This window comes from Blastococcus sp. TF02A-30, assembly GCF_003319185.1.
Taxonomy (GTDB): domain Bacteria; phylum Actinomycetota; class Actinomycetes; order Mycobacteriales; family Geodermatophilaceae; genus Blastococcus.
This window is the reverse complement of the sequence record NZ_QOHJ01000002.1, coordinates 162,632-182,171: the sequence shown is the minus strand read 5'-3', so window position 1 is coordinate 182,171 and position 19,540 is coordinate 162,632. Positions and strand designations below refer to the sequence as shown.

Here is a 19,540-nt window from a genome sequence, read left to right as displayed (position 1 = left end):
TCGGCGCACCGTAAGTGGTCATCGCCCAATATTCGGGGCGCACCATGCCGACCGTGGCACCGGACGGCACGCCTTAGGCGGGTCATGCCGGCGATACGGATGGGGTCGTCAGGCGAACGGCAGGGTGATCAACGACGGCCGCGTTCCGCCGAGGCAGATTCGGTGGTTCGTCGGGACGCCGTGCGTCGCTCGGCCGAGCGGCTCGCCGGTGCCGAGGTTGCGGGCGTAGCGCGGGTGGGCGCCGCCGGAGACCTGCAGCCGGATGCGGTGCCCGGCGCGGAACCGGTGCGCGGTGTCGGGCAGCGTCGTCTCCACCACCCGCTGTCCGCGAACCGGCTCCTCCCCCGGCGCCGGGTCGAGCCGCACGAGCCGGTCGGTGATGTTGAGCGACCTCCCGTTCGGCTCGACGTCGCACAGCCGGACGAAGACGTCGCAGTACGGGTTGTCGGGCTCGACGACCAGCCGGACCCGCACCCCGCCGCGCACCTCGACCGGCTTGCGCAGCGCCGTCGTCGTGAAGGTGCGGACGTCGTCGCGCGCCTCCAGCTCGCGGTTGTCGCGCTGGCCGGCGCTGCGGGCGAGCACCCGCCCGCCGACCGAGGGCGTGGGGTCCATCGGGTCGTAGCGGAACGTCGTCGCCGAGGCCTGCGCCGGTGCGTCGTCGTCCAGCCGCCCGTCCGGTGCCAGGTACCAGGTGCGGTCGGTGGTGGCGCCGGGCCAGTCGGGCAGCTTGCGCCAGGTGCGCGCACCGGGGACGTAGACGCGGACCCGCTCCTCCCGCGGCGGCACCGGATTGTCCTCGCCCACCGGCAGGTGGCTGTTCAGCCAGGCGAGGCTCTCGACCGCGCTGACCGCGGGGTCGATGGTGAGGTGCGCCCACGGCCCGACGGTCAGCGCGACGTCGACGCCGCGGTCGCGCAGCACGGCGTACTGCTCCAGCGTCTGCTCGACGAACCAGTCCTGCCAGCCGCCGATGAGCAGCGTGGGGACGGTGCTCGAGTGGACGGCGGGCGTGGCGCGGTACCGGTCCCAGTAGGCGTCGGTGAGGTCGGGGTGGTCGAGCCACTCGTCGAACCAGGGCGTGGGGTTGCCGCCGAGCCGCTCGGCCAGGCCCTGCAGCGGCAGTTCGCCGAAGTGCGGGGCCAGCCGGCGCTCCGCCGTCATCAGCCGGAGGCTGCCGCGCAGCGGGTGGACCCGCTCCTGGTGGCTGATGATCTCGGTCCAGATGGCCACGTTGGTGAGCTGGAAGGCGCCGTCGATCATCCCGGCCTGGGCGAGGTCGTGCGGGCCGATGTGCATGACCATGGCCTTGAGCTCGGGCGGCGGGTCGAGCGCCAGCGCCCACTGCGTGTAGGCGAGGTAGCTGGGGCCGAGGGTGGCCAGCCGGCCGTCGAACCAGGGCTGCTCGCGCAGCCAGGCGACGGTGTCCTGCCCGTCGTGCTCCTCGTTGACGACCGGCGTGAACTCGCCGCCGGAGCCGAACGTCCCTCGGACGCTCTGCAGCACGACGGCGTAGCCGCGCGCCGCGTACGGGATGGCCATGGTGAGGGCGAAGCCGCCGGCCCGGCCGTACGGGGAGCGCAGCAGGACCGTCGGGTGCGGGCCGTCGGTGGCCGGCAGGTAGACGTGCGCCTTGAGGACGGCGCCGTCGCGCATGGGGACGTCGACGTCGCGCAGCACGCCTACCGGCGAGGTCGGCGCCGGCAGCTTCCAGCGGCGGCTGAGCGCGGCGGAGGCGAAGCGGGCGGTGCGGGACAGCGGCTGCGCCGACAGCGGCGGGATGCGGTCGGACGCGGACACGAAACCTCCAGGTCGGGACGCCGGCGTTGGGACCCTAACCGCGGGCCGCTCGACCTGCTGCAGCGCAGGTCGGCGCCTACGGTCGGGACAGGCCCGGACGACGGAGGAGCAGCGATGCGCGCGGTGCAGTACCGGACGATCGGCAGCGAGCCCGAGGTGGTCGACGTCCCGACGCCGGAACCGGGGCCGGGGCAGATCCGGCTGCGGGTGAGCGCCGCGGGGCTGTGCCACTCGGACTCGTTCGTGATGGGGCTGCCGGAGGAGCAGTACGGCTACGGACTGCCGCTGACGCTGGGGCACGAGGGCGCCGGCGTAGTGGACGCGCTCGGCGACGGGGTGACCGGCGTGGAGGTCGGCGAGCCGGTGGCCGTGTACGGGCCGTGGGGCTGTGGGCTGTGCCACGCGTGCGCGACGGGGGCGGAGAACTACTGCCCGCACGCGGCTGGGCTGGGCATCGCGCCGCCCGGGCTGGGCTCCCCCGGTGCGCTGGCCGAGTACATGCTGGTGGACGACGTCCGCCACCTCGTGCCGCTCGGCAACCTCGACCCGGTGGCGACGGTGTCACTGACCGATGCCGGCCTGACGCCGTACCACGCGATCGTGTCGTCGCTGGGCGCGCTGCCGGCCGGTTCGACCGCCGTGGTGATCGGCGCCGGCGGGCTCGGGCACGTGGGCATCCAGATCCTGCGGGCGATCACCGGGGCGACCGTGATCGCGCTGGACGTGAGCGAGCAGAAGCTGGAGCTGGCGCGGGAGGTCGGCGCGCACCGGGTGCTCATGTCGGACGCCTCGGCGGCCGAGGAGATCCGTCGCCTGACCGGGGGCGTCGGCGCGCAGGCGGTGTTCGACTTCGTGGGTGCGCCGCCGACGCTGGAGACGGCGCGGCAGTCGGTTGCGTCGAACGGTGTCATCCAGATCGTCGGCATCGGCGGCGGGCTGCTGCCGACCGGCTTCTTCTCGACGCCGATGGGCGCCTCGGTGCGGGCGCCATACTGGGGAACCCGGTCGGAGCTGATGGAGGTGCTCGACCTGGCGCGGGCCGGCGCGATCCACGTCGAGGTGGAGAGGTACACGCTCGAGGAGGCGCCGAAGGCGTACCGAAAGCTCCACAACGGCACGATCCGCGGCCGCGCCGTCGTCGTCCCCGAGGACTGACCGCTATCGCACCACTCGGAACGATCACGGTCGTAGCCCGTTCCGGTGACACGACCTACGCCGGTCTCGGTTCTGTCGGTGCCCGATGGTGATGTATTCCTCACGGATTGCGCATCGGGAGGGCGAATGGCCAGGTCTATCAACGAGTGGTTCGGCGACCACGCCGACTCGTCGCTGGGCGACTTCCAGGATGACGAAGTCGTCGAGCGGCCGGCGCCCTGGGATGTCGCCGGGTCCGGCATGACCACCACTCGGTCCGGTCGCAAGGCGCTCGGCTTCGGTTCCAACCGAGCGAGCCGCGGCCGGTCGGCCGTCGGCCGATCCGGAGATGGCCGCAGCTCAGCAGCGGCCACGTCGGCCAAGAAGCGGCAGCAGGCGACGACCGCCCAGCCCCGCAAAGGCGCGACGAAGGTCGAGACCCAGATTCGTCGGACTGCCGCTGCACATCCCGGCACTGGCTACAAGCAGTTGGCACGCATGCTGCGGGCGGTCGGCTTGAACGTCACCCGTGCCGATGTCGCTCGCGTCTTGGCCCACCCCAACTCCGCCTGGAAGCGCAAGGCCTCCAGCCCACCGCCGCCTCGTAAGCCAGCAATGGTGATCCGCATCCCCGCCGACGCCCAGCGCAGCCGCGTCGTCCCGGCGACCGACCTGTGCCCGTCGTGTGGAATGCGACCGACAGTGCTCGGCACCTGCCGCTGCTCGTGACGCCGAGGGCCAAGGATGGCGCCATGACCTTCCATCTCCCCCGCTGTCTCGAGGGTCCGGATGCGGATCAGGCGTTGGGCTACCTGACCAGGTACTACGGGCGGCCCTACACGGGCGCGCACTTCGACAGCTGGGCTCCCCGGCAGAACGACCCGAATGCGTTCACCGCCGAGGACCTCCTGGCCGTGAGCTTCCTGTCGGTCGTCGTTCCCCCACTGGCCGCGCGGGAACTGCTCGACACCCGGGCCGCCGAGTTCGGCGCGCTGCTGCGCGAGCTTGGCCCCGACCGTGACCTCGTCGCTCAGGCAGAGCCGGTTACCGAGGAGCAGCCCGCCTCCCGGTTGTACCGGGCTGTCCGCCGGCTACCGGGCGTCGGCCGCACCATCGGGACGAAGCTGCTGGCCCGCAAGCGGCCGCGCCTGGTCCCGATCTACGACTCGGTGGTTGCCCGTGTCAGCGGCATCGGCGATCACCACTGGGAGCCGCTGCGACAGGCCCTGCAGACCGACGACCTCCACAAGCACCTGCTCGACCTCCGCGATCGAGCCGGACTCGGGCCGCACGTGTCGGCGCTGCGCGTGCTCGACGTCGTCACCTGGATGGAGGGCAAGGCGGCCGGCGTACGGCCGACCGACCCCGACGAGCTGCTCGGCGAGTCCCTCACCGAGCCCGAGGGCGACTGACCGTCCGCTCAGGCGTGGCCGGCGTCGTGAAGGCGGCGCCGGGCCACGTCCGTCTCGTGCTCGCTGAACAAGTCTGCGAACGCTTCGTCGAGGACGGCCGCTTCCACCGAGTGCTGGAGCAGCGATGCTCCCGAAGCCAGCGGAAGCCGTCGGAGAGGGTGCTGGCCGCGAGTAGTTGCTTCGCTGCTCCGACTGCTCCGTGCTCCGCCACCGTCCGCTGAAAGATCGTCGGCCGGTAACCGGCACGGATCATGGCTGCGACGTCGCCGCGGATCCGTGCGTCGAACGCGCGGACGTCGTCCGACGCCGACTCAGAGCCCGCCGACGCACGGCTCATCGGGGGCACGGCGGGCGGCTCGGCGGGCGGACGGGCGCGACAGGAGACCCCGTAGTCGGGAGAGCGCTGAACGGGGCTCGCTCTGAGGCGCGCCGGCGAGATTGAGCGGCGGATCCGCGCGCCCCACCAGGTCATCCTCCAGCCGTCCGACCAGCTCACTGGGCACCGGCAGGACCGCGACCCGTAGGTGAGCGTGCATCCAGGCGGTGAGGTCGGCCTCGGTGACCGGCGCTCCGGCCGCGCCGAGGATCGCCGCCAGACTCATGCGCAGCGTCGACCCTCGCACGTTGCCGCGCAGATGGTTGCCGTGCACACGCCCCCAGAGGGTGCTGCTGGAGGGTTCGGCCGACGGGCGGTGACCGCCAGCCTTACCGACGTAGAGGAGCCCCGGCTGCACCGGATGATCCAGACCCGCCGACAGCTCTGCCGCCCCCGTGCGGTCAACCCACCATGCGTAGAGCCCAGGCGTGCGGCGGTTGTCCGGTCCGGCCGAGATGAACTCCGAGGGGCTGCCCGCGTTCGCCGGATCGAGCAGGAACGCGATGTCCGGGGCGCCCGTGGGGTCCGGGTCTGCGCCTTCTTCCCCACCTTCGCGGTATCCCGGCCAGGCGAGCCGTTCGCCCTGCCGGAGGCCGGCCAGCGGTTCGGCGACGGTGGCCCCGAGCCGCCCCAGCGGCTCGCGCAGTGGTGCGCAGTAGGCGTCGCCGGCGTGCACCTCGACCGTCACCCCGGCCAGCGGCGTCGCGATGGCGAGCTGGGCTGCCACCCACTCGCCCCACGCCGCTCGGTAGGGCGCCGGCTGGTCGGCGAGGTAGACGTCGAACGGCGCGACGACGTCGTCGGCTTGCAGCAGGCCGTACTTCGCACTGAGCACGAACCAGGGGACCCCCATCCGCACAGCACGGTCGCGGGCGCGACGGAAGCCATCGCCCTGGAACAGTTCCCGAGCCGGCGCAGGACCTGAGGCCTTGCGGTTCGAGCAACCGACCAGAAGGACGCGCGCCGAGCCGGTCCGCGCCCGTGCCTCGTCGGTGAGTGGAGCGGCCGGCACCGCCTGCTCCGGCGGGCGCTCACTTCGAGGAGTCCTCCCTCCACCGCCGTGGTGTCGGCGGTAGAGGCCGCGGTCTACCCGCTCCAGGAAGGGCGCCCGGCGGCCGAGCGGGTGCCGGTCCCGATTCGGGGCGCCGGCGGTGGCGTACTGGATGTGGACGCTGATGGACGACGTCTCGACATCGGGCCGGCGCTGCTCGACCCACGAGATGAGCGAGGCTCGGCTGAACGGCTCCGGCAGCGTGGCTGCGGCCTCCTCGAGAAGCGCCCAGATCGAGGACTCCGACCGCGAGCTCATCCGGCCGCCTGGCCCACGTACCGCCGTCGGAACCGACCGGCCCACTTGGCGAGCCCGGGCACACCGCTCGCCGCGTCCGCGAAGGCGCCGTGCCCGAGGAACGTCACGGCCGTCGGCATGCTCCCGCGCTCGCGGTCGACGGCGGTGACTGCAGCGTGCGCCACTTGGTCGTCGTCGCGAGCGAACACCACGGTGATCGCCTCGTCGAACTGCGCAGATCCGGACCGGCCACCGCGCCGGACGCTCTCGGTCAGGAGCACGTTCCGGAGCAGCTGGCGGGTGGCGTGCCCGCGCAGAGCGTCGAAGGCGGTGCCTGTCATCCCGAAGTCCTCGCAGGCCCGGCGGTACTTCGCGTCCTTCTCGGCGTTCTCCGGGTCCAGGCTGAAGCCGTCGATGTACTTGCACTCGACGGCGACCAGCAGCCGACGGCCGTCGTCGAGGCGGGCGACGACCACTGCGTCGAAAGCCGTCCCGTCCTGGAGATGGTCCTCGCTTTCGGGCGCCCATTCGCACTCGATCCCGGCGATCTGCCGCCGTCCTACGGCCACGTCGTCCAAGCCGACGACGTCCCGCTGCAGGATGGAACCGAGCACGGCGACCGCCTCGGTGGGATGTGCCCGCAGGTGGCCGAACACCGAGAAGCACAGGGGCATCGAGCTGAGCATGTTGGTGAACAGGCGGGTCCGCTCGAGCTGGCCACCCTCGCTGCGCACCACGTCCGCACGCGCTGCGGAGTATTCGGCCGCCTCCGCGCTCAGGAAGTTGTTCAGGCGGTCGTCGGCTGGCAGGTAGTTGCCCAGGGTGCGTCCGATCCAGTCGACGCCGGCCGGACGGCCGAGCACCTGCTCGCGGTAGGCCGACTGGCGCCGCCGCTCGCGGCGCGTGACGGCGTTGTCCGAGGCGACGTAGGTGATGTCCGCGTCGGTCAAGACTGCTCCTCTGCTCAGGATCTCGGCTACGCGGAGGTCAGGCGGCGGGCGACCGCCTCGCCGCCGACCCGGCGGATCAGCTCCGGATCGCCACACACGACCAGCAGGTCGCGGGCGCGGGAGAGGCCGACGTAGAGCATCTCGCGGGCGCGGGCCTCGTCGCGGAAGCCGTTGACGGCGAGCACGACGGCGGGCCGCTCCAGCCCCTTGAAGCCGAGGACGTGCCCGTAGAAGAGGTCGTCGTTCTCCCAGTAGGTGGCCCAGTAGGCGTCCTGGCCCTCGGCCTGCCGCTCGACCTGGACGGGGTGCCGACGGTGGGTGGTCAGCAGGGCGAGCGACTCCGGCGGCCAGCCCTCGTCGAGCAGGGCGTCGGCGACGTCGTCCGCGGTCCCGACGGCGTCCTCGGTGGCGCAGGGCACGAACCGGACCGGCACGCCGCTCTGGCCGCGGATCCGCATCTGCGACGGCGCCAGGCTGGAGAAGGTGCCGGCGATCTGTTTGGTGTTGCGCAGGTTCTCGTCGAGCGGGATCGGCACCAGGTCGACCGTGGGGCGACCCTGGCGGGCGAACACCCGCTGCCCCTCGTCGGCGAAGACGTAGAGGCAGCCGTGCTCGGGGTCGCGCAGCGCGGCGAGCACCGCCGACCACCAGCTCTCCGCGAAGTCCTGCGCCTCGTCGATGACGATCGCGTCGAACCGCTCCCCCTCGGGCAGGCCCTGGGCGATCGACACCATCTCGGCCGGCAGGAACTCCTCCCAGTAGCCGCTGTCGTCGTCCGAACCGGGCGGCACGCCCCAGCCGATGCCGAGGTTGTGGAAGGTGCCCACGTAGGCCGGCCGCTCGCGGCGGCGCAGCGTGGAGACCCGCCGCACGAGGAACTCGGCGAGCCCCCGCGAGTAGCACATCAGCGCCACCCGCTTGCCCTCGGCGGCGAGCCGGCGGGCCTTCTCGACCGCCAGCCAGGTCTTCCCCGAGCCTGCGCCCCCGCGGATCTCCACGCGGGGCAGCAGGGCGAGCTGGTCCAGCACCCGGGCCTGGTCGCGGGTCAGCAGGTCACAGGCGGCCTCCCGCTCGGCGAGGTCCGCCAGCAGGTCCTGCTGCGGGATGGTCGTGCCGGCGAGGCAGTCGACGAGGTCGTCGACGTCCTGCGGCAAGGGCGGATCCGGCTGGTCGACGACCTTGCGCAACGCCTCCTCGACGCGGGAAGCGGCGAACGGAAGGTCGGTCTTGTCGAGGACCATCCACCGCGGCAGGTCGGGCGCGAAGAAGTCGTCCGGCAGCGTGGTGGCGGGCAGCGCGACGAGGTGGACGAGCCGTGGGTTGCTGGCCGTCCAGCGCGGGTGCCGGTCGAGGTACCCGCGGAGCAGGTACTTGCAGATGCGGGCCTGGTCGACCGGGTGGATGACCTTGTCCAGGCCCCCGCCGACCTGGCGCCACTCCCCCTCGCGCAGGTGGACGCTGCCGCCCTTGATCTCGATGACGGCGATGCCGACACCGGGCCAGGCGACGATGACGTCGGCCTCGCGGTCCTGCTGGCGATCGCTGAAGCGCTGACCACAGAAGAGCACGGCGTCGTCGGGCAGGTTCTCCTGGAGCGCCTCGACGAAGAGCTGCTCGGCCGACGAGCCGTAGACCGGCTGGTCCGGAAACCGCCGCGCGGTCACCGCTGCACCGATCCGGTCATGCCCATCCCCCGTGGTCCGTGTGTCGGCGCAGCATCGCAGCAGCGGTCCACGCGTGCCGGACCGCCGCGGTCCGTGTCCTCCCCGCGGGTCACGAATGACCCAGTCGCATCACGTCGGCGTCGAACCGGTCAACCGCCGCCTCGCAGCGGCGGCACGAGCGGGCGGCACCGGTGAACCACTCGGGCGACTGCACCCGGCGGCAGGTGCGGCACCAGCGGAACGAGCGCCGTCGGCGGGCGGCGATCTCGTCCGCGGCCTCGGCGACGACCTCGGGGAGGTAGAGCAGGTCGTCCCGGGTGAACGGCTGCCGGTCGGCCGGCTGGAGCTGGAGCGGCTCGGCCCAGCGGGTCAGCGGGCGGGCCAGGACGAACCACGGGCCCTCGACGCCGAGAGCGACCTGCGCCGGTGCCCCGCTGAGGAACCACTGCCGGTGGCCCGTCTCGTCGGGAACGCTCTCCCGCCGCCAGCCGGCACCGAGGGCTCGGACGACGTCGAGGTGGCGGACGCCGAGCAGGTCGGCCAGCTCCTGCTCGTCCGCCGTCGGCTCCTCCTCGCGCCCCCACTGCAGCCCGCAGCTGCGGCAGGCGAAGGCGGGGTCCTCGCCCATGACCAGGCAGCCGCCGAGCGCGACCTGCCCGCGTTCCGCGAGCCGCATCGCCTCGGGGTCCGGAAGCCCCCACAGCAGCGGGACGGAGTCCTCCCACCCGCACCCGGGACAGACCCGTCCCGCCTGGACGCCGATCGGCTCGCTCATGCCACTCCCCGTGAACCACACCGCCCCCGTGACGACGTGGCCCGCAGGGTGACAGGAGGCACCGACACAAAGCGGGTCACTGAGCAGCGCGATCACCCCGATCGGCGGGGGCGTTTAGACCGGATGTGTTCCAAGAGCGGATGCTGAATCAACCGCTTCGGTCATGTGGCGAAAGGCCGTTGCTGTCATGCCCAACCGGCCTTCCGCAGGACGGCTGCCACCTCAGAGGTCACCGGACCGTGAGCCTGCAGGCGCTCCCGAGCGGCAGCCAGCTCTCGCTGCGAGAACATGCCAGCGAACTCCGGGTCTAGGGCACTCGCCGCCGGACTCTTGTGCAGCAACCCGCTCTTCGCCAGGCGACGCCAGTTGAAGCGGGCATCGTCGTCAGCGAGCAGTTCCCGGACCGCCTGATGTGCGCCCTGTGCGACGACGCGACCGGTGAAGTGAGCCGGCTCGTAGCCGCAGGCTGCTCGCACGTACGCGAGATCCGTTCGAACTCGGAGGTCGAATGCCTTCCGCACGCGCTTCGTGGGCTGATTCGTTCCCTGCCCGGACGCCGGAGCCGAGGTCTGCTCGTCGGTCTTGCTCCGCGCACCGAGCAGGCGAGTCGCGGCCGCGAGCAACACTCCCTCCTCGTCCGATCCGATGCGGTCGCTGCCGGAAGAGAAAGTCGGTGATTGGACTACCGGCGTGTCCGATCCTTGCTTCGGCGACGCAGCGGCTAGCCGCGGGTCGGCTGCGCCCAGCCGGACCTCTCCTCCGTCGTTGACCAACGTCCCAGCCTGCTCCAGCCGGGAGACAGCCGCGGCGAGCGCCGCCTGGATGTCCACGCCCTGACGCCGCCATCCGAAGAGGCGGGATACAGCCGTCAGGAGGTCAGCGACGTCCATGACCTTGGCGTCCCGCACGAGGAAGAGGACCGCGAGATCCAGCTCCGCGGGCGGCACCCAGCCGACCTTGCGGATGCCCTCCTCGTGCGTCGGCACCCGGACCGTGGTCATCTCCGCCCCGGACAGGGACAGGAAATCGGCAGCATCCCGGATGATCCGCCGACCGTCGACGACGACCTTGGAGAGCACCATGTCGATGTTCTTCTGGATGAGGGACCCGACGCGTCCCACCTCCCAGTCGTTGCGGAAACACTCGAGCAGGCGGCCGTGGTGCACGGGAGCCTCCATGCGCAGAACGCGCTCGAAGTACGTGCGCATGGCCGGTCGGGCCTCGACTGAGCCCGGAGCCGCCCACGTGCGCTCCTCGGGGGTGCGGCCGTACGCCGAGTGGGTCGGGTAGGCCACGGCCCACTCTGGCTTGGCGTCGAAGTCGATGTCGTCGAAGACCACCGCGGGCGCTGGCTCCTCGACCACCGGGCGGGCTGCGGGCGTCTCACCCCGGACGGCGGCCTCGATCGCCGTGCGGAGACGTTCCACCTGGCCGCGACGGTCCCGGACCCAACTGAGGCCCCAGATTCGGTGCAGCCGCCATCCCAGGCCCTCGAGCACCTGCTGGCGGAGGCGGTCGCGGTCGCGAGCCGCCTTGGCCGAGTGGTACATGGCGCCGTCGCACTCGATGGCGAGGACGTACTCCCCCGGACGGTCCGGATGACGCACAGCCATGTCGATGCGGTAGCCGGCGCTGCCGACCTGAGGGTCGACCTCGTAGCCCAGCCCGCGCACGACCGCGAGGACGTCCTCCTCGAACGGGCTCTCCGGACCAGGCGCACCCTCGCGAGCGTCGACGGCGAGCGCGGCCATGCCGCGGGCTGCGAAGTCGAGATACGCCTTGAGGTGCGGAACGCCGTTCTGGTCGTCGGTCGGCCTGGGGAACTCCTCCGTCGTGATCCGTCCCGCGCGGAAGGACGAGATCACCTCCACCCGGCGGCGGGCTCGGGTCACGGCAACGTTCAGGCGGCGCCATCCACGCTTCCGGTTGAGCGGCCCGAAGTTCATGGTCATCTTCCCGGCCTCGTCGGGGCCGTAGCCGATGGTGAAGATGATGACGTCGCGCTCGTCGCCCTGGACATTCTCCAGGCTCTTGACGAAGAAGCCGTCCAGTCGGTCGTGGTCGTTCAACAGCCGGGCCAGCACCGGCTCCTCGACGGACCGGCGTTCCATGGCCGCCAGTACCGCGTCCTCCTGCGCTGAGCTGAAGGCAACGACCCCGATCGAGAGATCCGGATGCGCCGTCGCGTGGTGCAGCACCCGCTCGACGACGTGCTCGGCCTCGATCGGGTTGTCCCGTGTCGTGCCGCGGTTGTAGACGCCATCGACGACGAAGCTCTCGACTCCGAGGTCGGGCGCCTCGAACGTGGCCCCGGGGAAGGTGTGCAGGTCTCCCTCGTAGATCCGGAGGTTGGAGTAGCTGATCAGCGACTCGTGCTGGCTCCGGTAGTGCCAGAGCAGCGGCAGGTTCGGCAGCGCGCCCGAGGCTTTGGCGAGGAGCAGGAGCGACTCGAAGGAGTCGGTGGCCTCCTCGTCGTCCTCGTTGAAGTCCTCGCTGTCCGTCGACGCTGCGAAGAACGCCGTGGGCTCGAGCTGGTTCACGTCACCGGCCACGATGAGTGCCTCACCGCGGTAGATGCAGTTGACGGCGTCCCACGGCAACACCTGCGACGCCTCGTCGAAGATGACGACGTCGAAGCGCATGTCGGCCGGCAGGAACTGGGACACCGACAGCGGACTCATCATGAAGCAGGGCTTCAGGTCCTGGACCAGCGATGACGTCTCGGCGAGGAGCTGCCGGATCGGCTTGTGGCGCGTCTTCTTCGCCGCCTCGCGGGTGATGACCTGCGCGGCCTTGCTGCCGTTCGACGTGGGACGCCGGGCCGCGCACTGGGACACGACGGCGGCGTACCGGTCGTCCACCTGCCGGCGGTCCAACACGCGGAAGTCCTCGACGAGGGCGTCGCGATCGGCGGACCGGTAGCGCGCAAGGCGGTCGTCGGCGCGCACGGTCGCGTCCACCCATGCCATGAGTGCAGCGCGCTCGATCGCGAGGGGAACGTCCGCGGCGGGCGTGGTCGAGGCGACGAGCTCGGCCACGACGCCCCCCAGCCCCTGCCCGGCGAACCACTCCGTCAGCGTCGTGTACTGGACCCAGTCCTCGATGTCGGGAGCCGCACGCTCGACCATCTCGTCGAGCACCTGCTCCGCCTCTTCGAGGTCGGCGGCGAAGACCTCGCGCATCTCCCGGGCGCGAGCCTCGACGAACAAGCCGAGGACGGCCTGGAGGGCCGCCGACCAACGCTCGATCAGATCGGTGAGTTCCGCCGAGGTCAGGCTGGGGGCCATCACCTTCTCCGCCACGACGGGTGGGACGGCACCACCCAGCTGGTCACGGACAACGCCTGCCCATGCCAGCGCGCGGTAGAGGTCGTCCCACGCGGTGTCGACCCCGCGGTAGGAGGCGCCCAGCCGCTCCTGGTCGGCCTCGTAGGTCTCGAAGATGCGCCCGCTCGCGTCGTCCCGCAGCCGAGCGACACCCAGGAGGTTGCGTGCCTCGCCGGCCGTGACGTCCCGACCGGTAACGCCGGCGACGTGTTCCAGCGCCTGGACCCCCGGTTCGTAAGCGGTGATCCCTCGTTGGCACCACTCCGCCAGTCGGTGGAGCGGCATGTCCATGACGGTCTGCGCGTAGCGACCCACGTGCTCCTCGGCCTCGCTGCGCAGCCGGGCGATGAGCGTCTGCAGCCGCGCCCCCTGCGTGGTGAGGAGCGGGTCCGCTTCCCCGTCCGCCCCCAGTTGGCTGGAGAGCGCACGGATGTCCAGATCCTCGCCGGCCAGGCGGACCGCCTGCCGCGCGATGTCGATCGCCGACGCCAGCCGGCCGAAGTCCGTCTCACCCCGGCGGTAGTAGGAACCGAGCCGGGCCGCGTGGTCGACCTCGCCCTGGTCGAGCGCACGTTCCGCTCGCTGCCACTCAGCGGCCTCCCCCAGGAGCGCGAGAACATCGGGAGATGCCTTCCCGGAGACGGTCACCGCCTTGAGCTGCTTGCGATCCGCACGGGCCTGCCCCGACCACCGACGGATCCCCGTGTGCACTTCGCGGAACCGGTGGGTCAGGCCGGCGAGATCGAGCTCCAGCGCAGCCGGGGTGAAGACGCCTTCCAGCGCGACGCGCCGCTCGCGCATGGTGGTTACCAACGTGCTCAGCACGCGTTCGGACTCCTGGAGCGCCGCATGCACGGTGGGGTTGAACCACGGGGCCAGCGGCCGCGTGGTCGCGTCACCCAGCACGGCCAGATCGGCGAGTCGGCCAGCGATCGACAGCGTCGGGTTCTCGGCGCCGAAGCCCAGCGCGCCACCCAGCCGCTGCGACATCTCGTTGACCTCGAGCAGGCGCTGCGGCAGCTCGGTCAGCCACTGCACCAGTTCTCGCGACCGGCTGGCGGTCGTCTTCTCTCCGGGAGCCCATCCCATGCGGCCCGCGTCGAGGATCGATGCGACGTCTCCTGCGAGGTCGCTGTCCAGTTCTGCGTGGCGCTCGCCCGCCTCACGGAGCAGCCGCGAACTGACCTCACGGAACTCCGAGGCGTGCTCTTGGAGCGCCTCCGCACGCTCACGGAGGAACGGGAAGTCGTGCTCGGAGGCCGACAGCCACGAGACCAGCGCGCCCTCGGGGCGAGCCTCGACCAGCGCCAGCACCTCGCGTCGTCGCTGCACGTCGTCCTGGCGTCCACCGAAGGACATGCCGAGGTCTTCGTCGACGGCGGCACAGCGTCCACGGAGCGCGACGAGCGCGTCCCTGGCTCGCTGCGCGGTCCGGCGCATGCCCTCGACGTCGAGCTGCGCCGTCGCCGACTCTGCGAGGTCGCGCCAGAGGTAGTCGTCCCCCTGGAGAACCGGCTCCCATGCTCGCGCCAGTCGAGGGGCACGCTCGAGGATGGCGGCCAGCGTCGAGTCGTCGAGATCCGCCCAGCTCGCCGACACCGGCACGGCGACGTGGCGGTAGTCCTCCAGGTGTGCCACGCGGCCGAGGACGTCGAAGAGGCTGCGGCCGAGCGCCTTGCGCACCTCGTTCATCGCCTCGGCGTGGTCGGTCAGCTGCTGTCGATCCTGGAGGAGCGCCGACCGTTCGACCTCGGTGAAGCGCGTGGATGCCCGCGGGGACTGCGTCAGCGCCCGGTGGAGCTCCGCCGCCACCTGCTTCCGGGTGGCCGCGTGGCTGTGCAGCTCCAGGAGGAACGGGCTGAGCTGCTGGTCGGCGAGGCGGTTGCGGACGACGTCCAGCGCGGCCGCCTTCTCGCTGACGAACAGGACGGAGCGGCCCGAGCCGATGAGCTCGACGATGATGTTGGCGATCGTCTGGCTCTTGCCGGTCCCCGGCGGCCCGTCCATCACGAAGCTCCGCCCGTCACGCGCGGCGAGGATGCACCGGCGTTGACTGCTATCCGCGTCGAGGATGCTCAGCAGCTGCTCGGGAGGAACGACCTTGTCGACGTCGGCCGGATCGACCGGGTCGAAGTGGAACTGCTCGCCCGTCGGGGAGTCCGGCCCGAGCGCGAGCAGCTGGACCATCGGGTGTTCGAGGACCTGCTGCTCGTGGTTGAGCAGATCCCGGAAGATGGCCTCCTTGTGGAAGCTGAAGTTCGTCAGCACCGCGCGCTCGACGACGGACCAGGTCGGCTGCTCGGCGACCGCAGCGACGACCTCGCTCAAGTAGTCCCCGATGACGACCCCGTCGGCGTCCGGAGTCGGCAACGAGATCCCGTAGTCCTGCTCCATCACCAGCTGCAGGGCCGGATTGACGACGACGTCGTCGTCGGTCGGCCCGAGTGACCAGGTGCCGGCGTCGCCCTCACGATGCAGCTGGACCGGCACCAGGAGCAGCGGGCTCTCGACCGGCTTGTCGTCGGGATCGACCCAGCTGAGGAAGCCGGCGCCGACGTAGAGGCTCCAGAAGCCCCGATCGGCGTACGTGCTCTGGCTGACCTGGTCCAGACGACGCAGTGCACCGGGCAGCTTCTCCGGCGTCTTGTTGCCGACGTCGATGCGCGGTCGCTTCGTGCGCTGCGCCCCGAGCCGTCCCCCGTCGTCGTCAGACTTCGTCGCCTCCGCGGAGACGACCTCTGCCGCGCCCCCGGTCACGAGGTCCAAGAGTTCGTCGAGGTGTGGCGCGGTGATCTCGAGGGACGCGGTCTGGACGTGCCGGAAGTAGATGAGGCGCTGACGACCGTCGACGGCGACCAGCGCGGAACGCCACTCAGCAATCTGCCGCCGCAGCTTGCGGTCGAGGGCGTCCGGGAGGCCGAGGTCGACCTCCGCTTCCGTGCTGCCGGCGCGGTCAGAAGAGCGTGTCACGGATGCCTCCTTGCACGAGTCGGCGCACGAGGTCGGCAACCAGGCGACGATCGTCTTCGTCCAGCAGTGCGATGAGTTCGAGGAGCGGATCGGCGTCCGCCGCAGCGGTCAGCTGCACCGACACCTCGATGGCGCGGTCGTCGTGCTGCGGGCTGGCGTCGTTCCCTTCGATCGCCGGCCGCGGCGGCACGAGGTGGTCCAGCCCCTCGGGAAGCTGGTCGTCGTCCACGAGGCGAAGCACCTGGGTGCACCGCGTCATGGCCACGTAGAGCAGCCGCTGCCCGTCGGTCGTCGCCCGCGCCAGCTCGGTCGGATTGAGGACGACGACCGAGTCGAACTCCAGACCTTTGACCAACGAGGCAGGAACGATGGTCAGCGGCTGACCGAAGTCACCGCTCCGGCCATCGCCGATCGAGTCGTCCACCTCGCGGTAGGCCGGAAGCAGCCAGTCGTAGGCGAGATCCGGCACGACGACAGCCGTGGTCATGCCGGCCTCGACGTCGGCCCGCGCTATCGAGAGGGCGCGGTCTTCCGCGGGTTCGGCTTCGTCCAGATGAACCGTGGGAGCTCCAGCCCCCACGCGGACGGAACGTGGGGCGGTCAGACCGGGCGAGATGAGCGGCAGGAGCCGGGAAGCCAGCTCCAGCACCTCTCCCGGGACGCGGTAACCGATGGAGAGCGTCTCGACGCCCACGACCGTGCTGGCCAGGTGATCGGTCAGCTCGGTCCAGTCGTCCCGGATCCAGGGGCCGGTGGCCTGCGCCAGGTCACCGAGCACGGTGAACGATCCCTCCGGGCATCGTCGCGCCAGGGCTCGCGCCCGCATCGGCGAGAGGTCCTGCGCCTCGTCGACCACGACGTGCCCGTACGTGCGCACCTCGCCGTTGAGCAGGAAGGACAGCTCGTCGAGGCAGAAGAGGTCGTCCACGGTCCACGGCTCGTCGGCGATGCTCGCCTGGGCCTCCCGATAGAGCCCGGCACGCTCGTCGGCCGAGAGGACGCCCGAGGCTGCCTCGACGAGCCAGGACTGCGTTCCGTAGAGGCTGCGGAGCAGTTCCTCGGCCGTGAAGGTGGGCCACATCCGGTCGAGAGCGTTCGTGAACGTCGACAGCCGGCGGATGGACGGTTCGGTCGCGATGACCGCCCGTCCCGCCTCGACCTGGGCGTCGACGTACGCCGCGAACGCCGCCGAAGAAAGCGCCTGCCGGAGGACGTCTCGCGCCTGGTTGTGCGGCAGATCGCGCCGGCTGACGTCGTCGATCAGGCCGTGGATGCGCTCGGCGGGGAGCACGACCCGGCTACCACCGAGCGAGAGCTCGAGGGCCCCGTCCCCCCATCCCCGTCGGGCCTGCAGCGACCGCTGCAGGACCATCGCCATCGCGGCGCTCCCCTTGACCCGCGCGACGTCGGGGGCGTCGGCACCGACGGTCGCGGCTTCTCCGGCGTACAGCGAGGAGAGATCGACCTGCAGGATGTCCGAGGCGTCCAGCGACGGCAGGACACCACTCATGTACGCGAGAAATGCCGTGCTGGGAGCGACGACGAGGATGCCCGCTCGGCGCAGGGCCTTGTCGTTGAACGCCAGCCAAGCGGCGCGGTGAAGCCCCACGACGGTCTTGCCGGTTCCCGGCCCGCCCTGGACGACGAGCACCTGGTTCCGCGACGCCCTGATGATGCGGAATTGCTCGGCCTGGATGGTCGCGACGACCTCACGCATGGCGCCGTCACGAGAACGGTCCAGCTCGTTCAGCAGGGCGTCGCTGATCGGCGTTGGACGCGTGACGTCGTCGTCCAGCGCGTCAGCGGCCGCAGCGGCGGTGATCTCGTCGACCACCTTCGACAGCACGCGGTCCTGCTCGCTGAACACGCGCTTGAGCTCGAGTCCACGCGGGTCCGCCGGCGCGGCTTCGTAGTAGACCTGCGCGGCAGGTGCGTGCCAGCTGGCAACGACGAGGTTCTTCGACTCGTCGTGGACTCGACGGCGACCGATGTAGAGCGGCTTCCCGTCCTGGTCGATACGCCCGAAGACGAGCTGCCCGGTGCCGCGACTGTTGCGGAGGATCTCCAAGGCGCGCTTCAGCGCCGTCGCCGTCGCTCGATTGCCTTCCTCGTAGCTCTGGTACGTGTGCTCGACGCTGGCGAGGCCCTTGTCGAGCAGCTCGTAGGCCCGGGCGACGTAGGCCTGCTCGAGTTCGTGCTCAGGGTGGTCGAAAGCCACCGGAGCTGTCGCAGACGCAGTCACGACGTCGCTCCGGCCCGCGCAGCGGACCAGATTGCGTGGTCGACTTCCCAGGGCGTGACGGGCGACGCCCCGTTCTGGCTCAAGAAGGCGGCGACGTCGATCAGCAGCTGCTGAGCGACCTCGGGATCACGGACACCAAGAGGAGCCAGCCACCTCAACACCATCCGGTCCGGCTTGATGCGCCCGTCGTCCCCGCACAGCATCCAGAAGTAGCCGCGACGGATGCCGTACCGCCCTTCACCGCGGACGCGACGCATGCCGTTCTCGATGGACGCCAGGAGGGGCGCCGTTCCCAGAGCTCGATTCGCGTCCGCGAGGTCGCAGACCCCGTGCTCCAGCAGCACACGGATGTAGCCGAGAACCGCCTGCGCCTTCGTGATCCCGCTCCGGGTGGACGTCCGCTGGCGGTTCCTGGCGACAGCGAGCAGCGCCTCCTCGTCCGGGAATCGGTCCATGAACCGATCCAGGGGGTAGACGTCCTCCTGGGGCACATCCGATGTCACCAACGAGCCCGTGGCCCCGTCCTCGAGGACCCGCCGGACCAACGGCGCGACCACGCCGTCGTAACGAGCCCCGATGCTCCAGACGGCGTCCAGCACGCACGCGGACAAGCTGGCCCAGCGCTGCTCGCGCGGACGGGGGCGCAGCGCCGCGACGCGCTCTGCGACGTTCGCGACCACGTCATCCGACGGAGGGACGCGGAAGAGGGTCGTAGACGTCATGGATGCAAGAACTCCCCGTTGGAACTCGGCCACCCTGCCGAGGCCTGAGCGGACCCTGCCATCTCGGAACGACAGTTCCCCTCGACCCTCCGGCGGCATCACCGCTTCGAGTGCACTCCTCGGTACAGCAACCCCTGTAGACCCGCGAGTCTCAGCCGTCCGCCGGATTCAGCGACGAGGAGGCGGGGAAAGTTCGAAATCGCGCGCACTCCTGCTTCATCGTGGACCGACGACGCAGCCCCGCTCGACACGTTGCGAAGGACGACGTCGTCCGGCGCGGGAAGGACTGCACTCAAGCGGCGGAGATCTCCACTTCCGGGGCGAACATCTTGTCCGCGACGGAGCCCACGGTGCGGGTGACTACGGCATCCACACCACCCCCGATGACACCACCGACGAGCGGCACGCCCTTCGCGAGGGTTACGACCGCTCGCTTGGTGCCGTACTTCGCCACGAGCATGAAGCCAACCCGCTTGTTGATCTGCCGCAGCACCGCCACCGGGAGCTTTTTGATGAGCGTGTGACTCACCTTCGTCCCCACGGTCACGCCGAACCGCTTGATCACCTCGGCACCCATGTTGCCGACCAGGCAGAGGAGGACCGCCGAGCGCACCTCCTCGCTGTCCAAGTCGTGCCCGCGGACCGCGGCGATGGCACCCGCAAGGTGTGTCTGCACCAGATAGGAGGCGCCGATGTTCGCCGGCAGAGCGACCGGGAGGGTCACCAGCCCGCCGACTTTGGTCACGAATCCTTGTGCACCCGCGATCGCTACGTGGTTGCGAACCGACACCCTGATCGCCTGCTCGGGTGTGCGGCCCTTGAGCGCCTCCGCCGCCGAGTCGGCGGCACCCTTGAAAGGACCGAATCCGTTGATCCCGAGC

The 19,540-nt window shown here is 71.0% G+C and carries 12 protein-coding genes; 3 read left to right on the top strand and 9 right to left on the bottom strand.

Annotated features, from left to right (window positions below; translation table 11 throughout):
- Positions 1–108: 108 nt before the first annotated feature.
- Positions 109–1,800, bottom strand: a complete 1,692-nt coding sequence (locus DQ241_RS05145) for a CocE/NonD family hydrolase (RefSeq protein WP_113829102.1) — start codon at positions 1,798–1,800, stop codon at positions 109–111.
- A gap of 114 nt (positions 1,801–1,914) precedes the next feature.
- Between DQ241_RS05145 and DQ241_RS05140 the strand changes: the two genes are divergently transcribed.
- The 3 genes from DQ241_RS05140 (at position 1,915) to DQ241_RS05130 (ending at position 4,346) form a co-directional block, all read left to right on the top strand.
- Complete coding sequence (locus tag DQ241_RS05140; protein ID WP_113829101.1) at positions 1,915–2,955, top strand: NAD(P)-dependent alcohol dehydrogenase; 1,041 nt, start codon at positions 1,915–1,917, stop codon at positions 2,953–2,955.
- 126 nt (positions 2,956–3,081) lie between these two features.
- Complete coding sequence (locus tag DQ241_RS05135) at positions 3,082–3,663, top strand: hypothetical protein (RefSeq protein ID WP_113829100.1); 582 nt, start codon at positions 3,082–3,084, stop codon at positions 3,661–3,663.
- A gap of 23 nt (positions 3,664–3,686) precedes the next feature.
- Positions 3,687–4,346: a DUF6308 family protein gene (locus tag DQ241_RS05130; protein ID WP_113829099.1), complete on the top strand. Its 660-nt coding sequence runs from the start codon at positions 3,687–3,689 to the stop codon at positions 4,344–4,346.
- Between the two features lie 311 nt (positions 4,347–4,657).
- Here the strand turns inward: DQ241_RS05130 and DQ241_RS05125 are convergent, their stop codons facing one another.
- The 8 genes from DQ241_RS05125 to DQ241_RS05085 form a co-directional block, all read right to left on the bottom strand.
- Positions 4,658–6,031 carry a DUF6884 domain-containing protein gene (locus tag DQ241_RS05125; RefSeq protein WP_147252331.1) on the bottom strand — a complete coding sequence of 458 codons (1,374 nt, stop codon included), beginning with the start codon at positions 6,029–6,031 and terminating at the stop codon, positions 4,658–4,660.
- Positions 6,028–6,960 carry a hypothetical protein gene (locus DQ241_RS05120; protein ID WP_113829097.1) on the bottom strand — a complete coding sequence of 311 codons (933 nt, stop codon included), beginning with the start codon at positions 6,958–6,960 and terminating at the stop codon, positions 6,028–6,030. Before DQ241_RS05120 ends, DQ241_RS05125 begins: the two co-directional genes overlap by 4 nt.
- A 26-nt stretch (positions 6,961–6,986) precedes the next feature.
- Positions 6,987–8,624 (bottom strand): NERD domain-containing protein, encoded by a 1,638-nt coding sequence (locus DQ241_RS05115; RefSeq protein WP_113829096.1) that lies wholly within the window; start codon positions 8,622–8,624, stop codon positions 6,987–6,989.
- A 109-nt stretch (positions 8,625–8,733) separates the two neighbouring features.
- Entirely contained in the window at positions 8,734–9,399 is a 666-nt protein-coding gene (locus tag DQ241_RS05110) for a hypothetical protein (protein ID WP_113829095.1), read from the bottom strand.
- 185 nt (positions 9,400–9,584) lie between these two features.
- Positions 9,585–15,695 carry a DUF4011 domain-containing protein gene (locus DQ241_RS05105; RefSeq protein ID WP_147252330.1) on the bottom strand — a complete coding sequence of 2,037 codons (6,111 nt, stop codon included), beginning with the start codon at positions 15,693–15,695 and terminating at the stop codon, positions 9,585–9,587.
- Positions 15,679–17,913 carry an AAA family ATPase gene (locus DQ241_RS20365; RefSeq protein WP_147252329.1) on the bottom strand — a complete coding sequence of 745 codons (2,235 nt, stop codon included), beginning with the start codon at positions 17,911–17,913 and terminating at the stop codon, positions 15,679–15,681. Before DQ241_RS20365 ends, DQ241_RS05105 begins: the two co-directional genes overlap by 17 nt.
- A gap of 20 nt (positions 17,914–17,933) precedes the next feature.
- Positions 17,934–18,617 carry a hypothetical protein gene (locus tag DQ241_RS05090; protein WP_199584099.1) on the bottom strand — a complete coding sequence of 228 codons (684 nt, stop codon included), beginning with the start codon at positions 18,615–18,617 and terminating at the stop codon, positions 17,934–17,936.
- A gap of 334 nt (positions 18,618–18,951) precedes the next feature.
- On the bottom strand, positions 18,952–19,449 hold the full coding sequence (locus tag DQ241_RS05085; RefSeq protein WP_158545875.1) for an EcsC family protein: 498 nt from the start codon (positions 19,447–19,449) through the stop codon (positions 18,952–18,954).
- Positions 19,450–19,540: the final 91 nt, after the last annotated feature.